Source organism: Parabacteroides goldsteinii, assembly GCF_020091425.1.
Lineage (GTDB): Bacteria > Bacteroidota > Bacteroidia > Bacteroidales > Tannerellaceae > Parabacteroides > Parabacteroides goldsteinii.
Genome location: NZ_CP081906.1, coordinates 1432989 through 1454331, shown reverse-complemented (window position 1 = coordinate 1454331; position 21343 = coordinate 1432989). Strand labels below are relative to the sequence as shown.

The following is a 21343-nucleotide window of genomic DNA, read 5'->3' as shown; positions in this document are numbered from 1 at the left end:
TAGAGAAAAGACAGTACCGGATTTTACACTTCGAAGAAAAAAGAAGGACCGAAATGGTATCTTTCGGTCCTTTAACTTATACAAATCGGAACTAACCTATATATTCCTTTATTTTTCCAGTAAAATAATCATTCCGCCTCTCCCCATAATCTCACATTGCTTCAAGGAAGACAGTTTTCCTTCCCATTGTGTATTTCTAATCTCAGGTAAGATATAAGAAGATGGTTTGAATCCGAGCAATTCCTCATCCAGTGTGATTTCAGCCGTCTGAGGCATATCCGTCCAGTTTGCCAGTACCACCAGCGCTTTATCACCATTCACATAAACGGTAGCCGGGATGTCCTTATTATCCGTTTTCACTGGACAACGTTCGTCCCAATAACCTCTCATCTGTGCATTCTTCATGCCAAAATCATCCCAAAGTTTCCAAAGCGGAACAGGATTTCCGCTCCACGGCAAACGGGGAAGCATTCCGTAAACCATCCCTCTGAATAGGTTCCGGGCATCCAGCGTTTCACTCATCAAGCCGAAAGGAATACCGGACATTTCCACCAGCCAGAAATCCAGCGTATTATTTGCTCTGAAACCTTCACCGATCCAGGTGCGGTCCACATAAGGTAACAGTTCCAGATACAAATGCAGTGAATTGGCATAACCGGCCCACTGGTTCATATGGTTCCAGGAATGGATATCTATCAGCCGGCGCTTTCCGTCGGCATCCATAATACGGCGGGCACGTTGCAATGTCTGATGGTCCAGAGCACTGTCATCAATATAAACACCATCCAGTCCCAGGTTCTTTATCATCCAATCCAAACCTTCCAGATAGTAATTGTTCCAGCGGGAATCAGGGGTAGTAATAACCGAGATATCCATATCGCCGGCATATTTACCTTCTTTAAAAGCATTATACCAGGCCGGAATGAAATGAGTCGTCAGGTTCTTGTTCAACCATTCGTGAGGACCGTTCCGGTGAATCAGGGTACGGGCATCTTTTCCGGGACCGTCATGGATCACTTCACCACCCAGGCTACGTAACGCCCAAAGTTCAGGTATCTTCACCGTCAACTCACGAGTCGTATAATAAAGCCGGACATCCAGGTCCTTGCTGTGTGCATCCGAGATAAAACGTTTCAAATCCGGAACTGCTTCATCATAATAAGGATAGTTAATGAACGGATATACATCTTTCTTATGATGGATATTAATCATATTGGCACCTGCTTCCAATGCAGCAGGGATATAACCGGCACTCACATCGCTGTTGGAATGGTAGAAACGTTTTTCCGCCAGTTCTTTCAGGTTAAGCGGTTTCACCGGAGTAACCAGCATATTGAAATTATAATGAAGAACATCACCTTTCTGCATAGTCCGTTCACCACTATAGGCCGTCATCAGGACTGTACCGTCTTTATCGGGCAGAATATCGATACCGCCCTTATTGGCATTTCCCCACGAAGCAGGCAGGTTCAGTTTACCTAAACCATAATAAATATTCACCAGCGGGCGGACATAGTTTTCATCTTTGAAGCAGAAGTTCAGACCGGCATTTATATTTCCCATCCAGATCTTATCCTGATGTTTGTCGACATTCCATTGCCAGTTAATTACAGAATCCGGACGGAAACCGCCTTTATGTCCCAATCCCATCATATATTTGGCAGCATACGAAGTATAAGGTACTTCCAGGCGGATATCCTTTACTTTCACGTCTCCCAGGGATTTCACCTGTATCTGATAATCGACCAGACCATCGAAACCGAATTTACCGGAACACTGTACTTCAAAATTACGGTTCTTCCGGGTAGCTATCCAATTTACCGACGCATTATTCCGTCCGGTGATCCGCAGGGAACCGGGTTTCAGCACTTCTTCGCCATTCTCCGTTTCTATCACGAACCGCATTTCTCCTGCCAGAACGGGAGTATTGCTCTGATCGTTCAACTGGTTACTCTGATCATAACGGGTAGAAAGGGATTGAGGAAGGCCCTCTTTCGACAGCTCCATCGTTCCTCCCAACCAGGAAATCGTTTGTTTCTGTAATTGAACCGGGATATACGGAGCCGTCGGTTCATCGGCGTTACCAATGGAAGAATCCAGCCAGCGCAGGCGGGTTTTCCTCCATCCATCGTTATCCCCGTGGTTGGCGATGGGAGAACCTTGTACGGTCAATTCACATGCGATCTCTACCGGTTTGGCATCAGCAGCTTTGATCGTAACTTTTCCTTTATAAACGCCGCTTGCCGTTACAGGTACATCGGAACCGATCCATAATGTCTGCACATTTCCTTTGGAGACATTCACCGTCTTTTTAAAAGATTGGCCATTCGTATCAGTCCCTCCCAGGTTAAAACAACGGAAAGCAGAAGCCGGAATCTTATTTCCCTTTTCATTCTTCCAGTCAGAGAAGATAACAGATACGTCCGACAAGTTTTCATACGGAGCGAAGATTCCTACCTGCCAGGTATAGAACTCACCCGGAAGACAATCGCCCCGGAACTTTGTCCGCGAATCAACCGACCGTTCCACCCAACGCACAGGGATTGCATCCGTCATACGGATATCATGTAACCGGTCTTCCGTAAAACAGAAGTAACCGGCTTCCGGATTTTCCTGTATCAACCTCTTCACCGCATCCGATGAAGCCACACGGCGCATTTCCGAGTCCTGCTCATTCACCGTACCCTGTCTTTTCAAGTCATCAAAGGCATTCGTTACATCATCTTGCGCCTGCATAACACAAGGCAGGGCCAGAAGCGAATACACCATCAGGTACTTAATTTGTTTTCTCAACATTGTAGTATTCTTTTGATAATTGTTTGTATTTGTCCAACATTCGGCGGGCAACAGCCACTTCGTCTCCTTCCGTTACCGGAGTACGGGCCTTACCCGGACGATCAACGAAAGCCAACTCCCAGTCAGCCAACGAATCATAAAACTCATTCGCACGGAAAGCCTGACGGCCTAAATCCATCTTTGCATCTTCCTCCCTATAAATCGTTCCGTTATCGAGATGTCCCTGCAACATATCATAGAACTGTTTCCAACGTTGCAGATAATATCCCTCGATCAAACCGGTCCATTCACGCCATGAGTAATCAAATTGACGTACATCGACCTGTCCGCCCCAGATAGTCACCAGTGAAGAGGCATTCTTTTCAAACAAATTGCGTTCTTCATCGGTCGTTCCCCAGGCACGGGCATCAGTCAACCACTGGTCAAAGTTAAACTCTGTACGGGTACGAAGCAAGATATCTACATCTTTTAATAACTCGAGGAAACGTCCGGAGTGCAGAGCAAATGCCTCTTTATCCTTTTTCTTAAATGCCTCGGCGGCTTTTTTATGTATTTCCTGTCCCAGGTTTGACATAATCTGACGTTGTACATCTACAATATCGAAACGATAAGGTCCGGATCCTTTCAATTGTTCCGCATCCTGTAATAAACATACTTCAGCTTCTATCAATGATTGCGGATCATAAGGAATATTAAAACCGGCATTCGGCCCCGACTTCTTCACATCCACAGCAGGACGGGCACAGATGATCGAACTGGACTCGACCCCATTCGTCCCGGCCCGATAAGGACCCGCCAGCAATAACTCCCAGGCCTTATTGGCGGCATCCGAAAATGCGCCATAACGACGTTCCGCATATTTATTCAACCATTCTTCCAGCTTTACCGAATCCTGATGAACCGGCATTTCAAATGCCAACTCATAAAATACAGGATTTTGTCCGATCGACTCCATGAATAAACCGGAACCTACCACATTCGGCGTTTTCTGTTTCGCTTTCATAAACTGATTGGATGATACCAGCGGCAAATCTCCGTGAAGATTGACACGTCCGCCGAAGTTATGCAGATTACCAACCACAAAATCATGATTACAGAAATGATCTTCTCCCCCTAACGCCCCGTTCAGGCTCAATACGAGCAGGTCATGTTTCGGTACGACGGATGCAATATCTTTCCGGAAGCTCCAGGCTTGCATCACCCACAACGCATCCGGATCGAACGTCTTCATCAATTTATGGATGGAAGAACCTACAGCATTCAGATATTCAGGGGTATCCACAGGCGGCTTGCTTTCATGGAAAGGATCGGCTGCATAGAGTCCGTAGGTTCCATATAATTTCTGTTCCTCTTCCAGAAAAGTTTTTCCCAGTTCCGTAAACAACGGATCCAGCGGATCTAACTGGCAGATACCTTCAAATCCATACCAATCCGGTTGTTTCTGTATCTTTGCTTCCGGAAACTTTTCCATCATCTTACGAGGTACAGCACCGGAAAAACCTTGCTGTATCGGTGTCATGCCTAATTCCAACTGACGGTTTACCACTTGTTTACCCAAAGCAATATGCGAATCGATCCACGATTTCGGCAGCGGTCCGCCAAAACTTTCGATATTAGGCATCCACTGCCAGGCAAAATGGGCAGGATCGACCAGATAAGAACGCGCTTCCTCATCCGTAAAACCGAAACGAAGCAGTGTGTTATACCAAACACCTTCCAAACCGACAACCGACAAAGGTGTATTGATCGAATTCATAGCCATATAGTCGATCTCACGCTGCCAACGTTCCCAATCCCACCAGGCACCGGTATAGCTCAAGGTACAATAATTAAAATAGACACGATACTTACCGTTAATTATCCGGTGTGTCGTCTCTGCCGGAACAGGCAATGTCGCCGGTAAGTTCAACTGATCGCCAAACCAGGAAACATGGGCATTACAATGATATTTCAAATACTGGTTATAAGCTGTTGCCAACGATACCGTATTGTTCCCCCGCAACACAACCTTGCCGTTCTCCCCAGCCACTTCATAGACATCGTTCCCGTTCTCCGGCTCTATCAGTTCCAGACTAAACTGTTGACTATAACCCGGAGTAATACGTTCGATCAAGTCATAAGCAGCCTGTATCTGCGGATCTTTCTGACAAGACATCAGAGATAAAATACAAAAAAGCAAAAATACTTTACTTACAATTCTCATGGTATAAATCTTTATAATTATTTATATTACTAGACGTAGAAAAGCCCGTTTACCCTATAAGGATACGCAAATAAACTTACTTTACACGTTCTACATATCTATCCCTGATATCCTACAATAGTTCGTTAAAAAGAACGGATAGGCATCCGTTCGCCATTCCCTGCCTATCCGTTGGAAGAAAAGCGTACGTTTTTTTTCCTATATCCCGGCAGGTCATACCCTATAATGTACATACCGATACTCTATATTGTATTGGTATATTCATTATAGGGTATAGCAGACAAATCCATGGGGATAGATCTATTAATAGGTGTTCACCCGATATGGGCGACTTAGTAATGCCATCATGCCAGTACTACTATGTCATCTTGCTAGCATAGTAGTATCAGTACCATTAGCTCTACTGTGTAAAGGTGGTTAACACTATAGTGCTACCTATTCATCCTTTATTCTCATCTTTCAGGTTTCATCCCTGTTTACAGCTTTAATATTCAAAGGATCCGGCTGAAAGGAGAAAAAATGCGAAGGCTTATACGATAAAAGAGGGGTACCTGTCCGATAAAAAACGGAGAGGCATCGGAGGACAGACAGATATTTACCCATTTAGAAAACTATTGGTATTTTTTACCTGTAAGATAAGTCTTCTCTCATTCTTAAAACATTTTTCAGTGCACAAACCATGAACATCAAAGGACAGAAGACACCTGAAAACTGAAAGATGAGAAATAAAAACACACTGAGAGAGGAGGTTTTTATATAAAAATTGTCACTAGAAAATTGGAGAAGCCTAACTTATATGTCTATCCCCACTGATTTTCTTCTAAGCCGTTCTAATGTTCAATTTTAACAAGATAAATATCTCTGAAAAAAAATAAGGGACTTTTGCATTCAAAAGTCCCTTATTTTGTAATCAAAAGTCCTGTCTTAACATTTCAAAACACCGGACCTTTTTTTCTGCTATTTTAGATCTGTCTTTACGGATGAAAAGAAACCGTTACTTTCCCCTGTACTTTATCGCCTTTTCGCAACGGCTTGTATTCTTTCTCGGCATGAGGGATCAGGAAGTTTTCCTTTCCCGGATTGTTATAATCGGCAACTAATAAGCGAATTGCATCGCCTTCTATCCAGGCACGGACATACTGCGTTCCGTCGGATTTCACTGTGACAGATTGTCCTGATCCGTCTTTCAGCCGGGCTGAGTAAATATTCTCCTTCGTAGAACGGAACATGTTTGAACCGGCTGCCGTCTGGTCATACGACCAGGATTTTACAGGTTGTTTGGAAGGACCTGCCAGTCCGGATACAGGCAAAGAGGCATCGAATGCTTCAGCTTGTCCCGTCAACGCTCCTATATGGTCTTCCGGATATACATTCCAATAGCCTTTCCGCTTCCAGTCCAGATGGGTAAAAGAAGAAGGTAAAGTAAATACCAACCCTGTTTGTCTCGGGGAAATATCCTGAAGCATAGTGAAGTCGTAGACAAAAGTGACTTCTCCGTTCTTATGAAAACGATATTCAAATATGCCTTCGGCTTCTTTATAAATTCCTTTTACTTTTATACTAATAAGTTCATCACCCGGCAGACAAGTAACAGACTGAGCTATCCAATTTTCGCAGACTGGGTTATATGGCTTGAACTTCTGGTCTTTTCCGACCATCTGGACACCTTCGCCATCTCCGTTCAACGGCAGTACCATCAAAGCAGGTGATTGCAGCAATACGGCATTACCTCCCTGACCGGCGGACAACAATCCGTTGCGTTTATCCACAGTAAACACTCCTCCTACCGACTGAATCTCGATAACATCGGCTTTTTCCTGACAAGAGAGTTGTCCTGACTGCCCTTGTCCCTGTGGCTTGATCTGTTCCGGTAAAATACGGAAACTGTATTCATCGATCACAAAACCACGGACACCGGTAACCGTCAGTTCCAGCTTCTCCGTATTCCGTAAAGATTCCGGCAACTGAATTTCAAACTCTCCTTCCGAGCGGGGAGCCATATCGGTTGTTACCCTGCCGCTCTTTCCTCCGGCTTTCCACACGATGAAACATTCCGACAGATTACTGAAATTATGACGGTTCTCCACATGGAAACGGACAATACCGTCGGCCGACATATTTCCTTTCTGTACGATCTTAACCGGACTGAATGCTTTCTTCATTCCCCAATATTCCGGTTTCTCACGCCGCCATCCATCTATCGGTCCCCAGGTTCCGTAACCGACCGCCTTTTCACCCGGCAGGAAGAAGGTATCGTCGATACCGGCCCATATCGCACCGCCCAGAACACCCTGGCTATGATACATATCATTCCACATCTGGTCCAGCAGAGGTCCCCACATCGAACGAAGTCCCGGATCGGCCGCCAGTTCCAAGCGGTTGTAAGCATTCAGGTGGCAGAACTCGTCGAATGTGACGGGGCGTTTGCTATTGCGGTATTTATTCGGTCCGGTAGGTCCGGGATAATGATGATTGGTTACTTCCAGTTCGCCGTTATCGGCATCCGGTCCCCACTGGCTGAAGATGCGCGGACGTGTCGGGTCCATCTGCTTCACGACTTCTCCCGCCTTTTTGAAATATTCGGCATATTTCAATGATTCATTTCCCAGCGACCACATAATAACGGAAGGATGGCTGCGGTTCAGGTTTACCATCTCGACATGCTGGTTCACCAGTACGGCATCATGCATCTCTTCCGGTACATTCGTGTTATGTGCCCAGCAGAAAGGAGCTTCCACTTCTACCAGCATTCCCAGTTCATCGCAGGCTTCCAGTAAGGCTTCATCGGGCGGATAGTGGGACGTACGGATATAATTCACATTACCACGACGGAACAACTCGACATCTTTCCGCCACATGCCGTCATTCACAGAACGTCCGCGCAACGGCATGACCTCATGACGGCAAACACCCCGCAGCTTTACCGGCATATTATTTATATACATCTGGTTGCCGCGAACTTCCACCTGGCGGAAACCTACCCGGTGTACCGTTTCATGCAACACCTTTTTCCCCTCTTTCAACTGACAGGTGAGCGTATATAAATAAGGATGCTCGGAATCCCATTTTTCCGGCTTCGCTATATCAAAAGATATTTCAACCTTTTCCGTCGCTCCCATCGCCATGTTTTGAACCGGAAGAGTATTCTCTTTCAGTTGTATTTCTTTTCCATTTGCATCTTTCAACGTAAAATGAAGGGACAAACCGGATTTTACGGCAGACGATTCATTCGTTATTTCAATATTAGTCTTCAATACGGCATCGACATAAGAAGTATCGAAAGATGTACTGGCATGGAACATCGAAAGATTCACCTCGGGCAAGGCAAAAAGATAAAGATCTCTTGTTATACCACCCAACGGATGAACGGCATATTGAGAAGCACTGGATGTCGAATCGGCAAGACTTTCTGAAATGACAGAGACTGCAATACGGTTTTCCTTTCCTACCTGCACCAAATCCGTCACATCCAGTTCAAAAGCCGTAAAACCACCTAAATGAGAACCGGCCTCTTTTCCGTTTATATAAATCCGGCTATCACTGTATATGCCGTTACAACGCAGTTTGATCTGTTGCCCACTCCAAGCAGAAGGAATAGTAAACGTACGGAAATAACCGGCGGCCTTCCCCTTCTCGACTTCAAACCCCTGCATCACCCATTCGCCGGGAACCTCTATGTTCTTCCAGTCACTAACACTTCCTTTCTTCCAAAATTCTTTTTCGGGAGAAGGGTTAAACTGCCAATACCCTGCTAAAGGTACTTTCTGCTTTTCCACCTTTATGGGTAAAGGGGAAAGACGCGGAACAGTGAAATCCGCAGCACAAACCGGAAGAGCCAATAATATCCAAACTAATAAATGAAAAAATCGCTTCAAATTCATATGTATTTTATTCTTAAATCACCCCTACAAAACTAACCATACAAAAGCAATTCACAAAGACTACTTCGAATGGAAGATGCTCTATTTCGGAACTAATAAATCCGAAATAAAACAAATTTAGGAACTGGATAAAACAAAAAGATGTGATCTTCTCTTATCAGTTAAAAGAAGCCACATCTTTTTATTCTTTAAATAAAGCCGGATAATCAGAAAGCCTTAACCGTTTTCAATATATAATCCTGTGTGGAACCATCTGCTGCAGTCACCCGGTAATAACGATCTTTTGTAAAATCACCGGGGGCTCCTAACGTAGGCGCTCCCTCCAACGGTGAAATGATAGCGGCATCCGAAATGGAGACATATACCCAGAGCTTCGATAAACCATCCTGTGCGATCTGTTCTTCGAACATCTTATACAGCATTTCCTTCGTAACGGAACCGGATGGTCCCGCTTTCTGAATACTATTCAGAGTATGAGTCAGAGTCGTTTTAAAACCAGTTATTCCGTTTTCTTCCACATTCTCTATCGATTTACTAAAAATCACTTCACAAACGCGTCCTTCAAGAATTTCCTGATTGGCAGTTCCTTTCTGAATCGTATCGTTATATAAAAAACGATATGAATAATCGACATTCGTCATTTTTTTATCCGATGAGTTCTCTAAATCCTCCAGATTGTGATATAAACAACTATTCATAGAGAATATCAATAAGCATCCGACCAATATATTAAAATATCTTTTCATTGTATTTGTCTTTTTATTTACTATTAATAAGATCATTCCCATCCCGCATTCTGTACAACACCGGATTTCAAGCAGAAGCTACGGTTCAACGGTACTAAATAGCGTTTCGGGGAGAACCGGGCTTCTCCTATCGCATTATTTACTTCAAAAAATTCATACTTCTGTCCGTCACGAGAGATACGTATACCACGTAATGGTCCAACCAATTCAGGGATAACGAAACCACTCGTTGCATAGGCCCCGTTACCGACACCGCCACTCTGACGCATTCCCCATCGCAAAAGAGACCAATAGCGGTCATTGCATTCATACACCATTTCAACATTACGTTCACGTTTATAGGCTTCGAATAAAGGATCGTTCCAGCCGTTTCCGCTTTTCGTATTGAGATATGCCGCAGCTTTTTCCGGGCTGAACCCTCCATGTTTTACCATCGTCGGGATCATATATTTACGGGCATTCGCAAAATCGCCTTTCATCAGATAAGCCTCTGCCATATTTAAATAAGCCTCGCCATAACGTAATACGGAATAACAATAATCCAGTTTTTGTGAACCTGGGTCAGGTAAAGAAACAACAGGGTCATAATGATATTTCAACATGGCATAACCGGTTGAAGAATTATAGTTATCCAAATCTCCTGCCCTACGTCCGTATTCATCTTCCGCTCCTGCATTGATCGGACTGTTAGAGTTGGAACAGTTTCCGTCACGACGGAAGAAAATACGTTCCTGACCATTGAAATACAGACAGCTATCATATAAAATCGTTGTATAGAAGCGTAAATCTCTTTTCTTATCCTTACTAAAATACATCTTTTCATCGACGTTTGTCCCTGTCTGTACATATGATGCATCTTCCCAATACTTGATCGATCCGTCTGTTTCTTCTACCAGATAATCGTCTACTAAATCCTGCGTAGGCCATGAACCACCATCCATTCCCCAATAATTCATCGTTGCATGGATCGGAAAATTCTTTTTAGCATATTCCGATATATTACCGGCATGCCATAAACCCTGATATTGCATAGGAGTATCATGTAGGGATGAATTTAATTTAAGACGTTCCACTACCAGAATTTGTTCCTGTGCTGTAACTGCCGTTTCGTACGAACGGAACATATCATAATAAGGACTCAGTTGGCTGCCATCGGCATCTAATCCTAAGGCCGTACCTGCTGCAATCACTTTATCATAATATTGGCTTTGGGCAGAACCACCATCGGCATAAGCCGCCGCTTGATTTGCTACACGCATCAACAAAGCATGGGCAGCCATACTACTGACACGTCCTCTGGCTACTTTTCCGGTTGCCGGTAATGCCTGGGCCGCTTCTTCCAAATCCTTTATGATAAAATCATATGTCTCCTTAACTGAAGAACGTGGTATTTGCAAATCATCCTCTACAGACAACACACGGTCAATAATCTGTAGTCCTCCATATTGACGGGCAAACAAGAAATAATGAGCTGCACGTAAAAATTTCAATTCCCCGACAGTACGGGTTTTAAATTCTTCTGAAAATATTTCACTTGCGGTAATCTCTTCCATTGCTGTGTGAATACGCCAAAGAACACTGTAATCCAACCATTCATAATTATCATCTGCGGTCACCCCTTCTGCACGGTCCCTCGACCAGTAAGAACTGTTCAGCGTACCTGTCATAGCATTCTTTGTTGAACTTTCAGCATGGCAGGAATAACGATGTCCGTATGCTCCTAGCCACAAACTTTTTTGTAGTACACTCGAGTAGATGGAATACACAAATGATTCTGCCAACGTTTCACTCGTCCATGTATCATCCCCAATGATCTTATCATACGGTCTCGTATCAAGAAAGTCCGAACATGAAGTATTTGTCAATGCAAGGCCTAAAACAACAAGGCCTATATATATTCTTTTCATAATTTACTCTTTTATCTGTTATTAAAATCCTAATTGGAATCCAAGGGAATAAGTACGCATCATCGGATAAGCATATCCGTCGAAGTTCGAAGCTTCAGGGTCAGCATATTTCACAGAAGGACCGATAGCGAATAAGTTCACACCAGAAGCAAAGACCGTCAGATTCTGTAACCACGACAAGCTTCTCAAAGCTGCATATTTCAAATCATATGAGACTGTCAACGATTTCAAACGCACATAATTTGAATTGCGAGCCCAAAAATCAGAATCGACATAGTTATTATTTTCATTCAACGACGTATTACCCGGACGAGGGAATGTAGCATCGGTGTTAGTCGGTGACCAGGTATCGAGCTGATAAGTAAAGTCCAGCCTTCGTTCACCTTCTTTTCCCATAGCTACAGCACTCATATAAGTCTGTCTACGACCGGTTCCCTGGATATTTGCCAAAACATTTAAACCTTTCCAGTTTGCCGACAAGTCGATACCAAATACAAAACGCGGACTTGCATTGTTTCCGTATTTACGCTGATCCTGCCCTGTAATCTGACCATCACCATTCACATCGGCATACCATAAATCACCGGGGCGCAGGTCTTTCGAATTAATACGTTTCGGATTATTCAATACATCTTCCGGAGTCATATAAAACTGTGTCCCGACGAAGCCTGTTCCCAGATAACCTTGCTTATATCCTTGTTCACGAGTATAAGGATTTGACAAAGTCACTTTATCTTCATTGGTTATTGCCTTAATCGAGCGATACCAGGTAAAGTTGAAACCGGCAGAGAAATTAACTTGCCCAATCTTATCCGTATATTTTACAAAACCATCCAATCCTTCAGAACGGTCTTCTGCCTTGGAAACAATCAAAGGCAGGTCATAACCGATCGGATCCGTATATTCATATTTCGGTGCCACCAGATATCCCTTTGTCCGTTCATAAAACCAGTCGAACGAACCTTCCAGTTTGTTTCCCAACGTAGAAAAATCAATACCAACGTCTGTTTTATCACGGGTGTACCAGGTCATATTTATACTGGGAGTAGCCCCCGGCGTAATCGAATTGACCATGCTTCCACCGATTACATATGCATTAGAATTATAATTGAAAGTTGTCAAATAAGCATAGTCGTCATGTTTTGCTCCGTTCAAACCGATTTCACCGTATGAGCCGCGCACTTTGAAGTAATCGAATATACCTAAATCCTTTACCGGCGAAAAGAACTCTTCTTCCGAAATAGCCCATCCCAAAGAACCGGAAGGGAAGAAACCGAACCGGTTCCCTTTCGGAAAACAGTCCGAGCCATCGTAACGTCCGGAGAACTCTGCCATATACCGGTTGTCATAGTCATAACGAAGACGGCCTACATATCCCATCGAGGTCTGTTTACTTTCTTTGTTGCTTGCCGTAATACTGGCAGCATCTCCGTTTTGTATCTGATGTATCGTCGACAGATAGAAGGTATTCGAACTGGCAGAAAGAGATGTCCCATGATAATACTGACGGTTGTGCACTAAAGTTACCAGTACATTATGTTTTTCATTAAAGGTGTTCTTATAATCGGCACGCACATTGAAATCATATCGGTTGTGCTGATAAGAAGAACGAGTCATACTGATATTGGAAGGATCTTCAAAGGTGGCATTCCCATCCGCATCATAATAGGTGGCATTTTCATACCAGTCAGCCCTGTCCTGACTCTCGATATTATAATTTCCGTCAAAACCGAACTTCAAGCCTTTTACCCAAGGTACTGCCCACTCCAGATTGACAGCTAATTGATTATAAACAGTACGATATTTGATTTCACCCGGACCATCCAGTTGTAACGCTGGGTTATCAAATTGATTGGAAACTGTGCCGTCTTCATTATATGGTTTCTCAAAAGGTGTCCTGTCCTTCAGGCGGGAATAGAGAGTATATGCACTGGCGCTGGGATATAGTTCGTCTTTTACCGTTCCATTGACATTCAAACCGACTGTTAAACCTATTTCATCGAAATTACTGCTTACATTGGTCCGGTAATTATAACGGTCATAATTTAACTTATCCGATTTATAAATACCTTTTTGTCCCAGATAATTCAGACTACCAAAATATTTCAGCCTATCATTACCTCCACTAATAGATACCGTATGTTCATTCTGAGGTGTATAATTACGTAATAACGCATTTTCCCAGTTTGTGTATGAACCCAGATTCGCTTCAATCTCTGCCATCTCTTCCTGCGTTCTGAACGAATTGAGACCATTACCCAAAGATTGATTTAATTTATTAATGGCCGTTGCATATTCATATGCATTCAAACGCTCCGCCGGATAAGACGGTGTATTGAATGCGAAATTAGCCTGATAATTTACATTCAACTTTCCGGCTTTCCCCTGTTTAGTAGTGACTACAACTACACCATTACCGGCATTCATACCATAAACAGCAGTAGAGGCTGCATCTTTCAATACGGTCATCGATTCGATATCCGATTTATTCAGTGCCATAAAACGGCCGCTCGAAGAAACAAATCCGTCAATCACATATAATGGATCTCCATTACCACGTATAGAAACACTGGCTCCATTCTGCCCCGGCTCAGCCGATCCCTGCTGTACAATTACACCTGGTACACGTCCTTGCAAACTCGATCCCATGTCCGAAAAAGGAACTTCGAGCACCTTCGTGTTATCTACTGTAGCCAAGGCGGCCGTATTTTTCCGGACACTAGTAGAACCATATCCAACAACAATCACCTCATCCAATTTTTGAGTATCTTCCCGGAGAGTGATTTGTAAAGAAGATTTATTCTTCACCGGAATAGACTGGGTCAGATAGCCGATATAAGATATTTCCAGAATAGCATCTTCCGGAATTTCCAAAGAGAATCGCCCGTCTATATCTGTTATACTTCCATTAGTAGTACCTTTTTGTACTACATTAGCTCCAATAACAGGTTCGCCGGTTTCATCGATAATCGTTCCTGTAACTTTTTTTCCTTTTTTCTGATTTAAACCATAGTTCAACTCGGTAGTGACCGAGTTGAACTGATCATGATCAGTTCCGGCATAAACATGACTTGAGAAAGGACCCGCTCCTAATAAAGTCGCAATAAAAAAGTATCCCCCTCGTTTCCAAACACACATTTTCTTGTTTTCCATAATAATAATGTTTAGTGAAAACTACTTTACATAATACTTTAATTCATAAAAGATTTACGATTACAAAGTAAGTTATGATCTCATTCTCAGTAAGTATAATGCTTGTGGTAAGAACTTTTAAATACGGAACGGATTCTTCAAAAATGTTCCAATTTAGGAACTAAAGGGAAAAATGTAATCAAAGATATTGAATATATACTTAGTATATAACACAAAAAAGGCTGGACTCACATCGAACCCAGCCTCTTCTTTTAGATATAGAAACTTCTATTACAATGTAAACTCTCCTTCCAACCGGATATCATCCGAAGCAGCTCCAACCATGACTTTGAAGTCTCCCGGTTCTACCACCTGTTTCATTTCCATATTATAAAGAGACAGTTCTTCTTCACCCAATGTGAAAGTAACTTTCTTGCTTTCGCCTTTCTTCAGGGAGATACGTTCGAAAGCCTTTAACAGGATTGGGGACTGGGAAACAGAGGCTACTTTATCACAGATGTAAAGCTGGACAACTTCCTCCCCGTCACAGTCTCCGGTATTGGTAACCGTACAACTGACTGTTTGCAAGACATCTTTTCCATTACCTTTCTGCAACTCCAATTGACTGTAATCAAACTTAGTGTAGCTTAATCCATAGCCAAATGCATAAAGAGGCGTTCCTTCTTCTTCGACATAGGCACGCTGTTTTCCCTGTGAATAGAATAAGGGTAACTGACCTTCGCTACGGGGTACGGATACAGGCAAACGCCCGGCAGGATTATAATCGCCAAACAAAACATCTGCTATAGCTGCCCCACCCTGTTCACCCGGATACCAGGCAGTAAGCAACGCCTGTGCCTTTTCCGAAGCCAGGTTCATATTTAATGTACGTCCCTGGATATAAATAACAACCAATGGTTTACCTGTGGCAGCTACCGCCTCCAGGAGTTTTTCCTGATCGCCCAGCAAACGCAATGTGCTACGGTCATATCCTTCGCCACAATCCATATCCGACAGGAGTTGGTTTCCGTCGTTAGAAACATCCGCAGCACCTGTACCTATATATTTTGTCTTGAAATCGCGGGCACTCGAACCACCGACAACCAAAACAACTGCATCTGCAGCACGGGCAGCTTCTACCGCTGCCGGGATATTACTGGTAGTTATATCACGGATTGCACAGCCTTTTACGTAATTCACTTTCGTTGAAGGAGAAACGGCTTTTCGTATGCCATCCAGTACCGTAACAATCTCTTCACGTTCCTGAGGAGCCGTATAGTCACCCAACTGGTTATACATCATATCTGCATTCGGACCGATCACGGCAATGCTTCCGATATTTTTCTTCAGAGGCAATACACCTTCATTTTTTAATAAAACAATCCCTTCACGGGCAACTTCGCGAGCCAGTTCCTTGTGAGCTTTTGAACGTACCACCTGTTTGGCCTGTTCCGGTGAAACATACGGATTCTCAAACAACCCCATGCGGAATTTCAGACGGAGGACATTAGCGACCGCTCTGTTGAGGTCATCCATGGTGATGGCACCTTCTTCCAAGGCTTTCTGAAGATTCTTTCCATAAGCATTTCCTCCCAGGTCCATATCCAAACCGGCTTTCAAAGCCAGGACGGCAGCCTCCTTATTATCTTTCGCTACTCTTGCCCCGACAATGCCTTCGATACTTGTCAAATCCGAATAAACGAACCCTTTAAAACCCCATTGATCACGGAGAACATCCGTCAATAAATATTTATTAGAAGTACAGGGAACGCCATCGATAGTATTATAGGAAGTCATAATCGTTCCAACTCCTTCTTCCACTGCTTTCTTGAAAGGAGGCAGATAATCGGAAAATAACTGACGCATACCGACATTGGCACGTGCACCGTTATGTCCGGCTTCAGGAATGCCATAAGCGGCAAAATGTTTCAAGGTAGAATACAAATGCTTTCCGTCATTCTGCGATTTACCCTGCATACCTTTCATAAAGGCAACTCCCAGATGAGTTGTCAGCACAGGATCTTCACCGAAAGTCTCTTCCATACGTGACCAACGGGGTTCACGGGCAATATCCAGCACCGGACCATAACCGATATTGGCCCCCTGTGAACGTGCTTCCAGGGCAATAGCCTCTCCCATCCGATGCATTAACTCTGCATTCCAGGTACTTGCCTGCGACAAAGATGTCGGGAAGACAGTGGTACCAATTGCCATATGTCCGTGCGGACATTCTTCTGCGAATAGGACAGGAATTCCCAGGCGGGTTTCTTCTACGGCATATTTTTGTAAGGCATTTAATGCTTTAGCTGACAGTTCCGGATTCAATCCTGTCTCCAAAGTTTTTTGTGTCCAGGGATCGGCTCGAAGGACTGCCCAGAATGAACCGATAGGCATCGTCTTCATCCGTTCTTTATAAAGGTCGGAAGCAAGAACGTCGTTTGCCGTTTTGGTATACATTTCCCAACCCAGCGGACAACATAACTGGCCGACTTTTTCTTCAACCGTCATACGCCCTATAAGATCTTTTACTCTGTCTTCAACAGGAGCCGTAGCCTGTTTGTATAACGGTTGTTGTGCCATTGCATGTCCTGCAAAGGCGATAAGCCCGATAATTAAAGAAGTTGTTCTACTCATATAACATGTGTTATTTTATTTCATTTATTATCTCTTCAAAGTGAACTGCAAAGCAACCGATTCGTTTTTCAACCCTTTCGGAAGAATAACTTTTACCTTACCGTCCTTGCTGGTATATTTCACTGTTTTGTTACCTTTCAGCATTTTCATTTTTCCTGTCGGAATGTTCCCTGTCCATTCAATTGTTTCAGGCAAATTCTCTCCTTCCGGCAAAGCATAAACAGCATATAATGTTTTGCCGTCCTTGTCTGCTGTAAACCAAACATTTCCATCATTATAAACCGGAGTGATACGAGTGTTGTAAATAGCCTTTCCATTGGCTCTCAGCCAGTCTCCGATCACATGCAGACGTTCTGCAACAGCATCTTCAATAGTACCCTGCGGCGTAGGACCGACACCCAGTAGCAGACATCCGCCTTTAGCCGTGATTTCAGCCAGCAGACCGATAACTTTCGTCGGTGATTTATAAGGAGCATTAGGAACCCATCCCCAGTCGTTGCTCAAAGTAATGCAACTTTCCCAGGGATTATTCAACTGAGTCTCAGGAATACTACGTTCCGGAGTTTGATAATTTTCATTTTTTCCACGGATAGTACGGTCTACGGAAATCAGTCCGGGTTGAGTAGAAGTACGTACCTTGTTCAATAATTTATCCAGATGGACATCTCCACCGGTCACCCAGCCGCCATCCAGCCAAAGGATATCGAAGTTGCCATAATTAGTCATCAGTTCATCCATCTGGTTATAGGTAAATTCCTGGTAATTTTTCCACCAGTCCGGATGACGGTCTATCTTATAATTCTGGCGGCGGTTGGGAGTTGCAAAATAAGGATTCCAAAACCATTCGCAATGCCAGTCCGGTTTGGAGAAATAACACCCGATCATGAAATCCTTCTGACGGAATGCGTCAAAGACATAACGGGCTACATCTTTTTTGGGGTTATTGGCAAAAGGACCGTTTGCAATAGAAAAATCTGTATATTTTGAATCAAACATACAGAAACCATCATGGTGTTTGGTTGTAAAAATCATATATTTCATTCCGGCATCCTTCATAATATCAGCCCATTTGTCTGGATTGAACTGTGTCGGGTTCAGTGATTCCTTCAATCCCCAATACCACTTCTTGTATTCATCGTACGTCATATCCTTTTTACGGGAAATCCAGTCTACATCCTCTGAACAAATAGACCATGACTCTACAATACCCGGAACCGAATAAAGTCCCCAATGGAATAATACACCGAATTTCTGGTCCTGCCATTTATCAAGTTTATCCAAGACCTGTTGATCTGTAGGCCATTCATAATCAGTAGAACGTTCATGAACGAATCCTTGTACTTCTTGGGCGTTTACATTCATAGACAAAGCTGCGCCAACTAAACATCCGAATAGTGTTTTCTGGAATTTCATAAAATGATTGTTTTAATTATTGTACATTCTTAATTTTTCGTTTAAGTCAAATCAGATTTAGTATTAAAAATCACGGCAAGTTATAGATAATATCCCAAATCTCAAAATGTAATCCAGACAATATGTAACAAAAAATGTATGGACCGGGGCGAGTGATTGATTTGTCAGACGACATTCAATCTCAGCCCGGTCCATACACTTTCTGTTCTATTTATTCCAAAGAACTATTCAATACGATAGTCTGCCCTTTTGCCAACTTAACTGATTTCACCAAGCCGGCATAACGCACTGGTATAATTTTATCCTTCTTCGTCCTGTCCGCTTTAATCACAGCTTTAGTCAATACTCCGTCTTTCCAGAAAATATCGACCTTATACCCACCACGTGCCCGTAATCCGGTAACAGAGCCTGTCGGATATTTTGCAGGTAAGGCTGGTAACAAGCTGATTTCCCCTGCATGACTCTGTAAAAGCATTTCGGTAATGGCGGTAGTAATACCTAAGTTTCCATCTATTTGCCATGATTTCATAAATTCGCAAGTCAAATTCGGAGATAAAGCCAGGTCAAAATGACGGTCTATCACACGTTGCACACTATCCGGTTCTTCAAAACGGGCCCAGTAAACAGCCGGGAATGATCCTGTCCAGCTACCACTGTTATAAGAATAACCCGGACGTCGGTATTCTATCGTTTTTCTGAAAGCCTGAGCCAGTTCAGGTGTCCCGCGCAGCGTTATTTGACTTCCTACGGCAAATGCCCAACCATGCCCGACCTGTCCGCTGGCCGGATTGGAAGGTTCCCAATCGTCATTCCATTCCTGTAGTTGTCCTGTTCTTGGACTGATCTTCATCGGAGGCAGTTTAGCATATGCCTTTGCCACTTCTTCTTTAAAAGCTCCGTCATTCAGAATTTCAGCAGCATTCATCGTGTTTTCAAACAAAGCACGAATGATCTGCATATCCTGAGCGGAACCGATACAGGCCCATCCCTTCTCGCCATTTGGTTTGATATAACCATTCTCAAAAGATTCGGATGGACTCGTTACCAGATACCCATCCCGGTCCGTTTGCAAGTTATCCAGATAAAAGATGGAAGCACTCTTTAATAAATCATAGTGATTGTGAAGGAAATCCTTATCCAGAGTAAACAGATAATGTTCCCAGATATGCTGGCAAAGCCAGGCACCTCCTACCTGAAACAAGGAATATAATCCGGTTCCTCCAACCATCCAGGTCGTACGCCATATATCGAGATTATGATGGGCAATCCATCCACGAGAGTTATACAGGTTCTTGGCTGTCCTGGCACCGTCGACAGATGTCTCCCGGATCATATCGAACATCGGGAAATGGCATTCGGAAAGATTGGTGATCTCAGCCGGCCAGTAATTAATCTCCGCATTGCAATTGATCGTCCAGTTTGCACTCCAGGCGGGTTGCATGTCCTGATTCCAGATACCTTGTAAGTTTGCCGGCTGTGAACCTGGCCGTGAAGCCGAGATAAGCAGATAGCGTCCGAACTGGAAATACAAAGCAGTAAGGGCCGGGTCCATGCTGGGTTTATAATTTTTTATTCGCTGGTTAATCGGTAAATTTGATTCCGGAGATTCACCCAAATCGATACTTACCCGTCCGAACAGGGAAGAGTAATCTGCCAGATGCGCCTTATATAAATCAGGGTATTTCTTTGTTTCCAGAGAGGAAAGATATTTTTTGCATATTGCTTTTTCATCTCTCCCATTTACAGCAGGATCTTTATCGAAACCATTAAAGCTGGTGGCTGCAACAAAAGTAATAGTGGCAGATGCCGCATCTTTTACATGCAATTTATCATCTTGGGCAGAAATCGTTCCTCCCTCCTGCTTTACTAATAACCGACCTTCAAAACGCATGCCTTTCCCTTCCTTATATACCGGAGGATGAACGCCTGTATAATTAGGATCGGTATGCCAGGGAGCCTGCCCGTTGATTACAATCTGATCACCTTCCACCTTTGTCTGGTTATTGATCTGACTACCCAGGCCAGCGATAAACTCAACAGCGTTCTCCTTATCTGCAGAGATATTCATAACAAGAGCCTGGTCGGGATATGAAGCAAACAGTTCCCGTTTATAATTAACTCCATTCTGCGTATATGTAATCGTGACAACTCCCCGGTTCAGGTCCAACTCTCTTCTATATCCGGAGACATTTCCATCACCAGGCCATTCCAGCAGAATATCGGCTAAAGGCATATAATTCTGGTTCCAGGGGCCGAGCATATGTTTATCGATCAGTTCTTGAGCCTCCAGGTTCTTTTCTTCCAATAGTAATTTTCGTATTTCCGGAAGACATTTATAAGCTCCCGGCCGCTGCAAATCCCGTGGTTCGCCACTCCAAAACGTATCGTCGTTTGTACGGATGGTATCTTTGGTTACTCCCCCATAAACCATCCCACCCAAACGCCCGTTGCCTATAGGAGTCGCTTCATACCAGGAGGCGGCAGGCTGGTCCATATAAAGGATGGTAGAAGATAGATTCTTTGCCGGAGGTTGACCTCCGGCACAAGATAATAATGCTACCGGTAATAGGTACCGGATAACTTTTATAAAAGTGTTTCCCATAATATATTTATCAATTATTTATAGCCGGA

The 21343-nt window shown here is 43.6% G+C and carries 9 protein-coding genes; all 9 read right to left on the bottom strand.

Annotated elements, in window-relative coordinates; genetic code table 11:
- Nucleotides 1–108: 108 nt before the first annotated feature.
- Entirely contained in the window at nucleotides 109–2796 is a 2688-nt protein-coding gene (locus K6V26_RS06885) for a glycoside hydrolase domain-containing protein (RefSeq protein ID WP_224264927.1), read from the bottom strand.
- Nucleotides 2777–4999, bottom strand: a complete 2223-nt coding sequence (locus tag K6V26_RS06880) for an alpha-N-acetylglucosaminidase (RefSeq protein ID WP_007653366.1) — start codon at nucleotides 4997–4999, stop codon at nucleotides 2777–2779. Before K6V26_RS06880 ends, K6V26_RS06885 begins: the two co-directional genes overlap by 20 nt.
- 974 nt (nucleotides 5000–5973) lie before the next feature.
- The gene (locus K6V26_RS06875; RefSeq protein ID WP_224264926.1) at nucleotides 5974–8880 is read right to left on the bottom strand and encodes a glycoside hydrolase family 2 TIM barrel-domain containing protein; all 2907 of its coding nucleotides are present in this window, start codon (nucleotides 8878–8880) and stop codon (nucleotides 5974–5976) included.
- 206 nt (nucleotides 8881–9086) lie between these two features.
- The gene (locus K6V26_RS06870; RefSeq protein ID WP_007653362.1) at nucleotides 9087–9626 is read right to left on the bottom strand and encodes a DUF5018-related domain-containing protein; all 540 of its coding nucleotides are present in this window, start codon (nucleotides 9624–9626) and stop codon (nucleotides 9087–9089) included.
- Nucleotides 9627–9658: 32 nt separating this feature from the next.
- Nucleotides 9659–11533 carry a RagB/SusD family nutrient uptake outer membrane protein gene (locus K6V26_RS06865; RefSeq protein WP_224264925.1) on the bottom strand — a complete coding sequence of 625 codons (1875 nt, stop codon included), beginning with the start codon at nucleotides 11531–11533 and terminating at the stop codon, nucleotides 9659–9661.
- A 21-nt stretch (nucleotides 11534–11554) separates the two neighbouring features.
- Nucleotides 11555–14686, bottom strand: a complete 3132-nt coding sequence (locus K6V26_RS06860) for a SusC/RagA family TonB-linked outer membrane protein (protein WP_224264924.1) — start codon at nucleotides 14684–14686, stop codon at nucleotides 11555–11557.
- Nucleotides 14687–14956: 270 nt separating this feature from the next.
- Nucleotides 14957–17299: a glycoside hydrolase family 3 N-terminal domain-containing protein gene (locus tag K6V26_RS06855; protein WP_224264923.1), complete on the bottom strand. Its 2343-nt coding sequence runs from the start codon at nucleotides 17297–17299 to the stop codon at nucleotides 14957–14959.
- A gap of 27 nt (nucleotides 17300–17326) precedes the next feature.
- The gene (locus K6V26_RS06850; protein WP_224264922.1) at nucleotides 17327–18712 is read right to left on the bottom strand and encodes an alpha-L-fucosidase; all 1386 of its coding nucleotides are present in this window, start codon (nucleotides 18710–18712) and stop codon (nucleotides 17327–17329) included.
- 211 nt (nucleotides 18713–18923) lie between these two features.
- Nucleotides 18924–21314 carry a glycoside hydrolase family 95 protein gene (locus K6V26_RS06845; protein WP_224264921.1) on the bottom strand — a complete coding sequence of 797 codons (2391 nt, stop codon included), beginning with the start codon at nucleotides 21312–21314 and terminating at the stop codon, nucleotides 18924–18926.
- Nucleotides 21315–21343 lie beyond the last annotated feature (29 nt).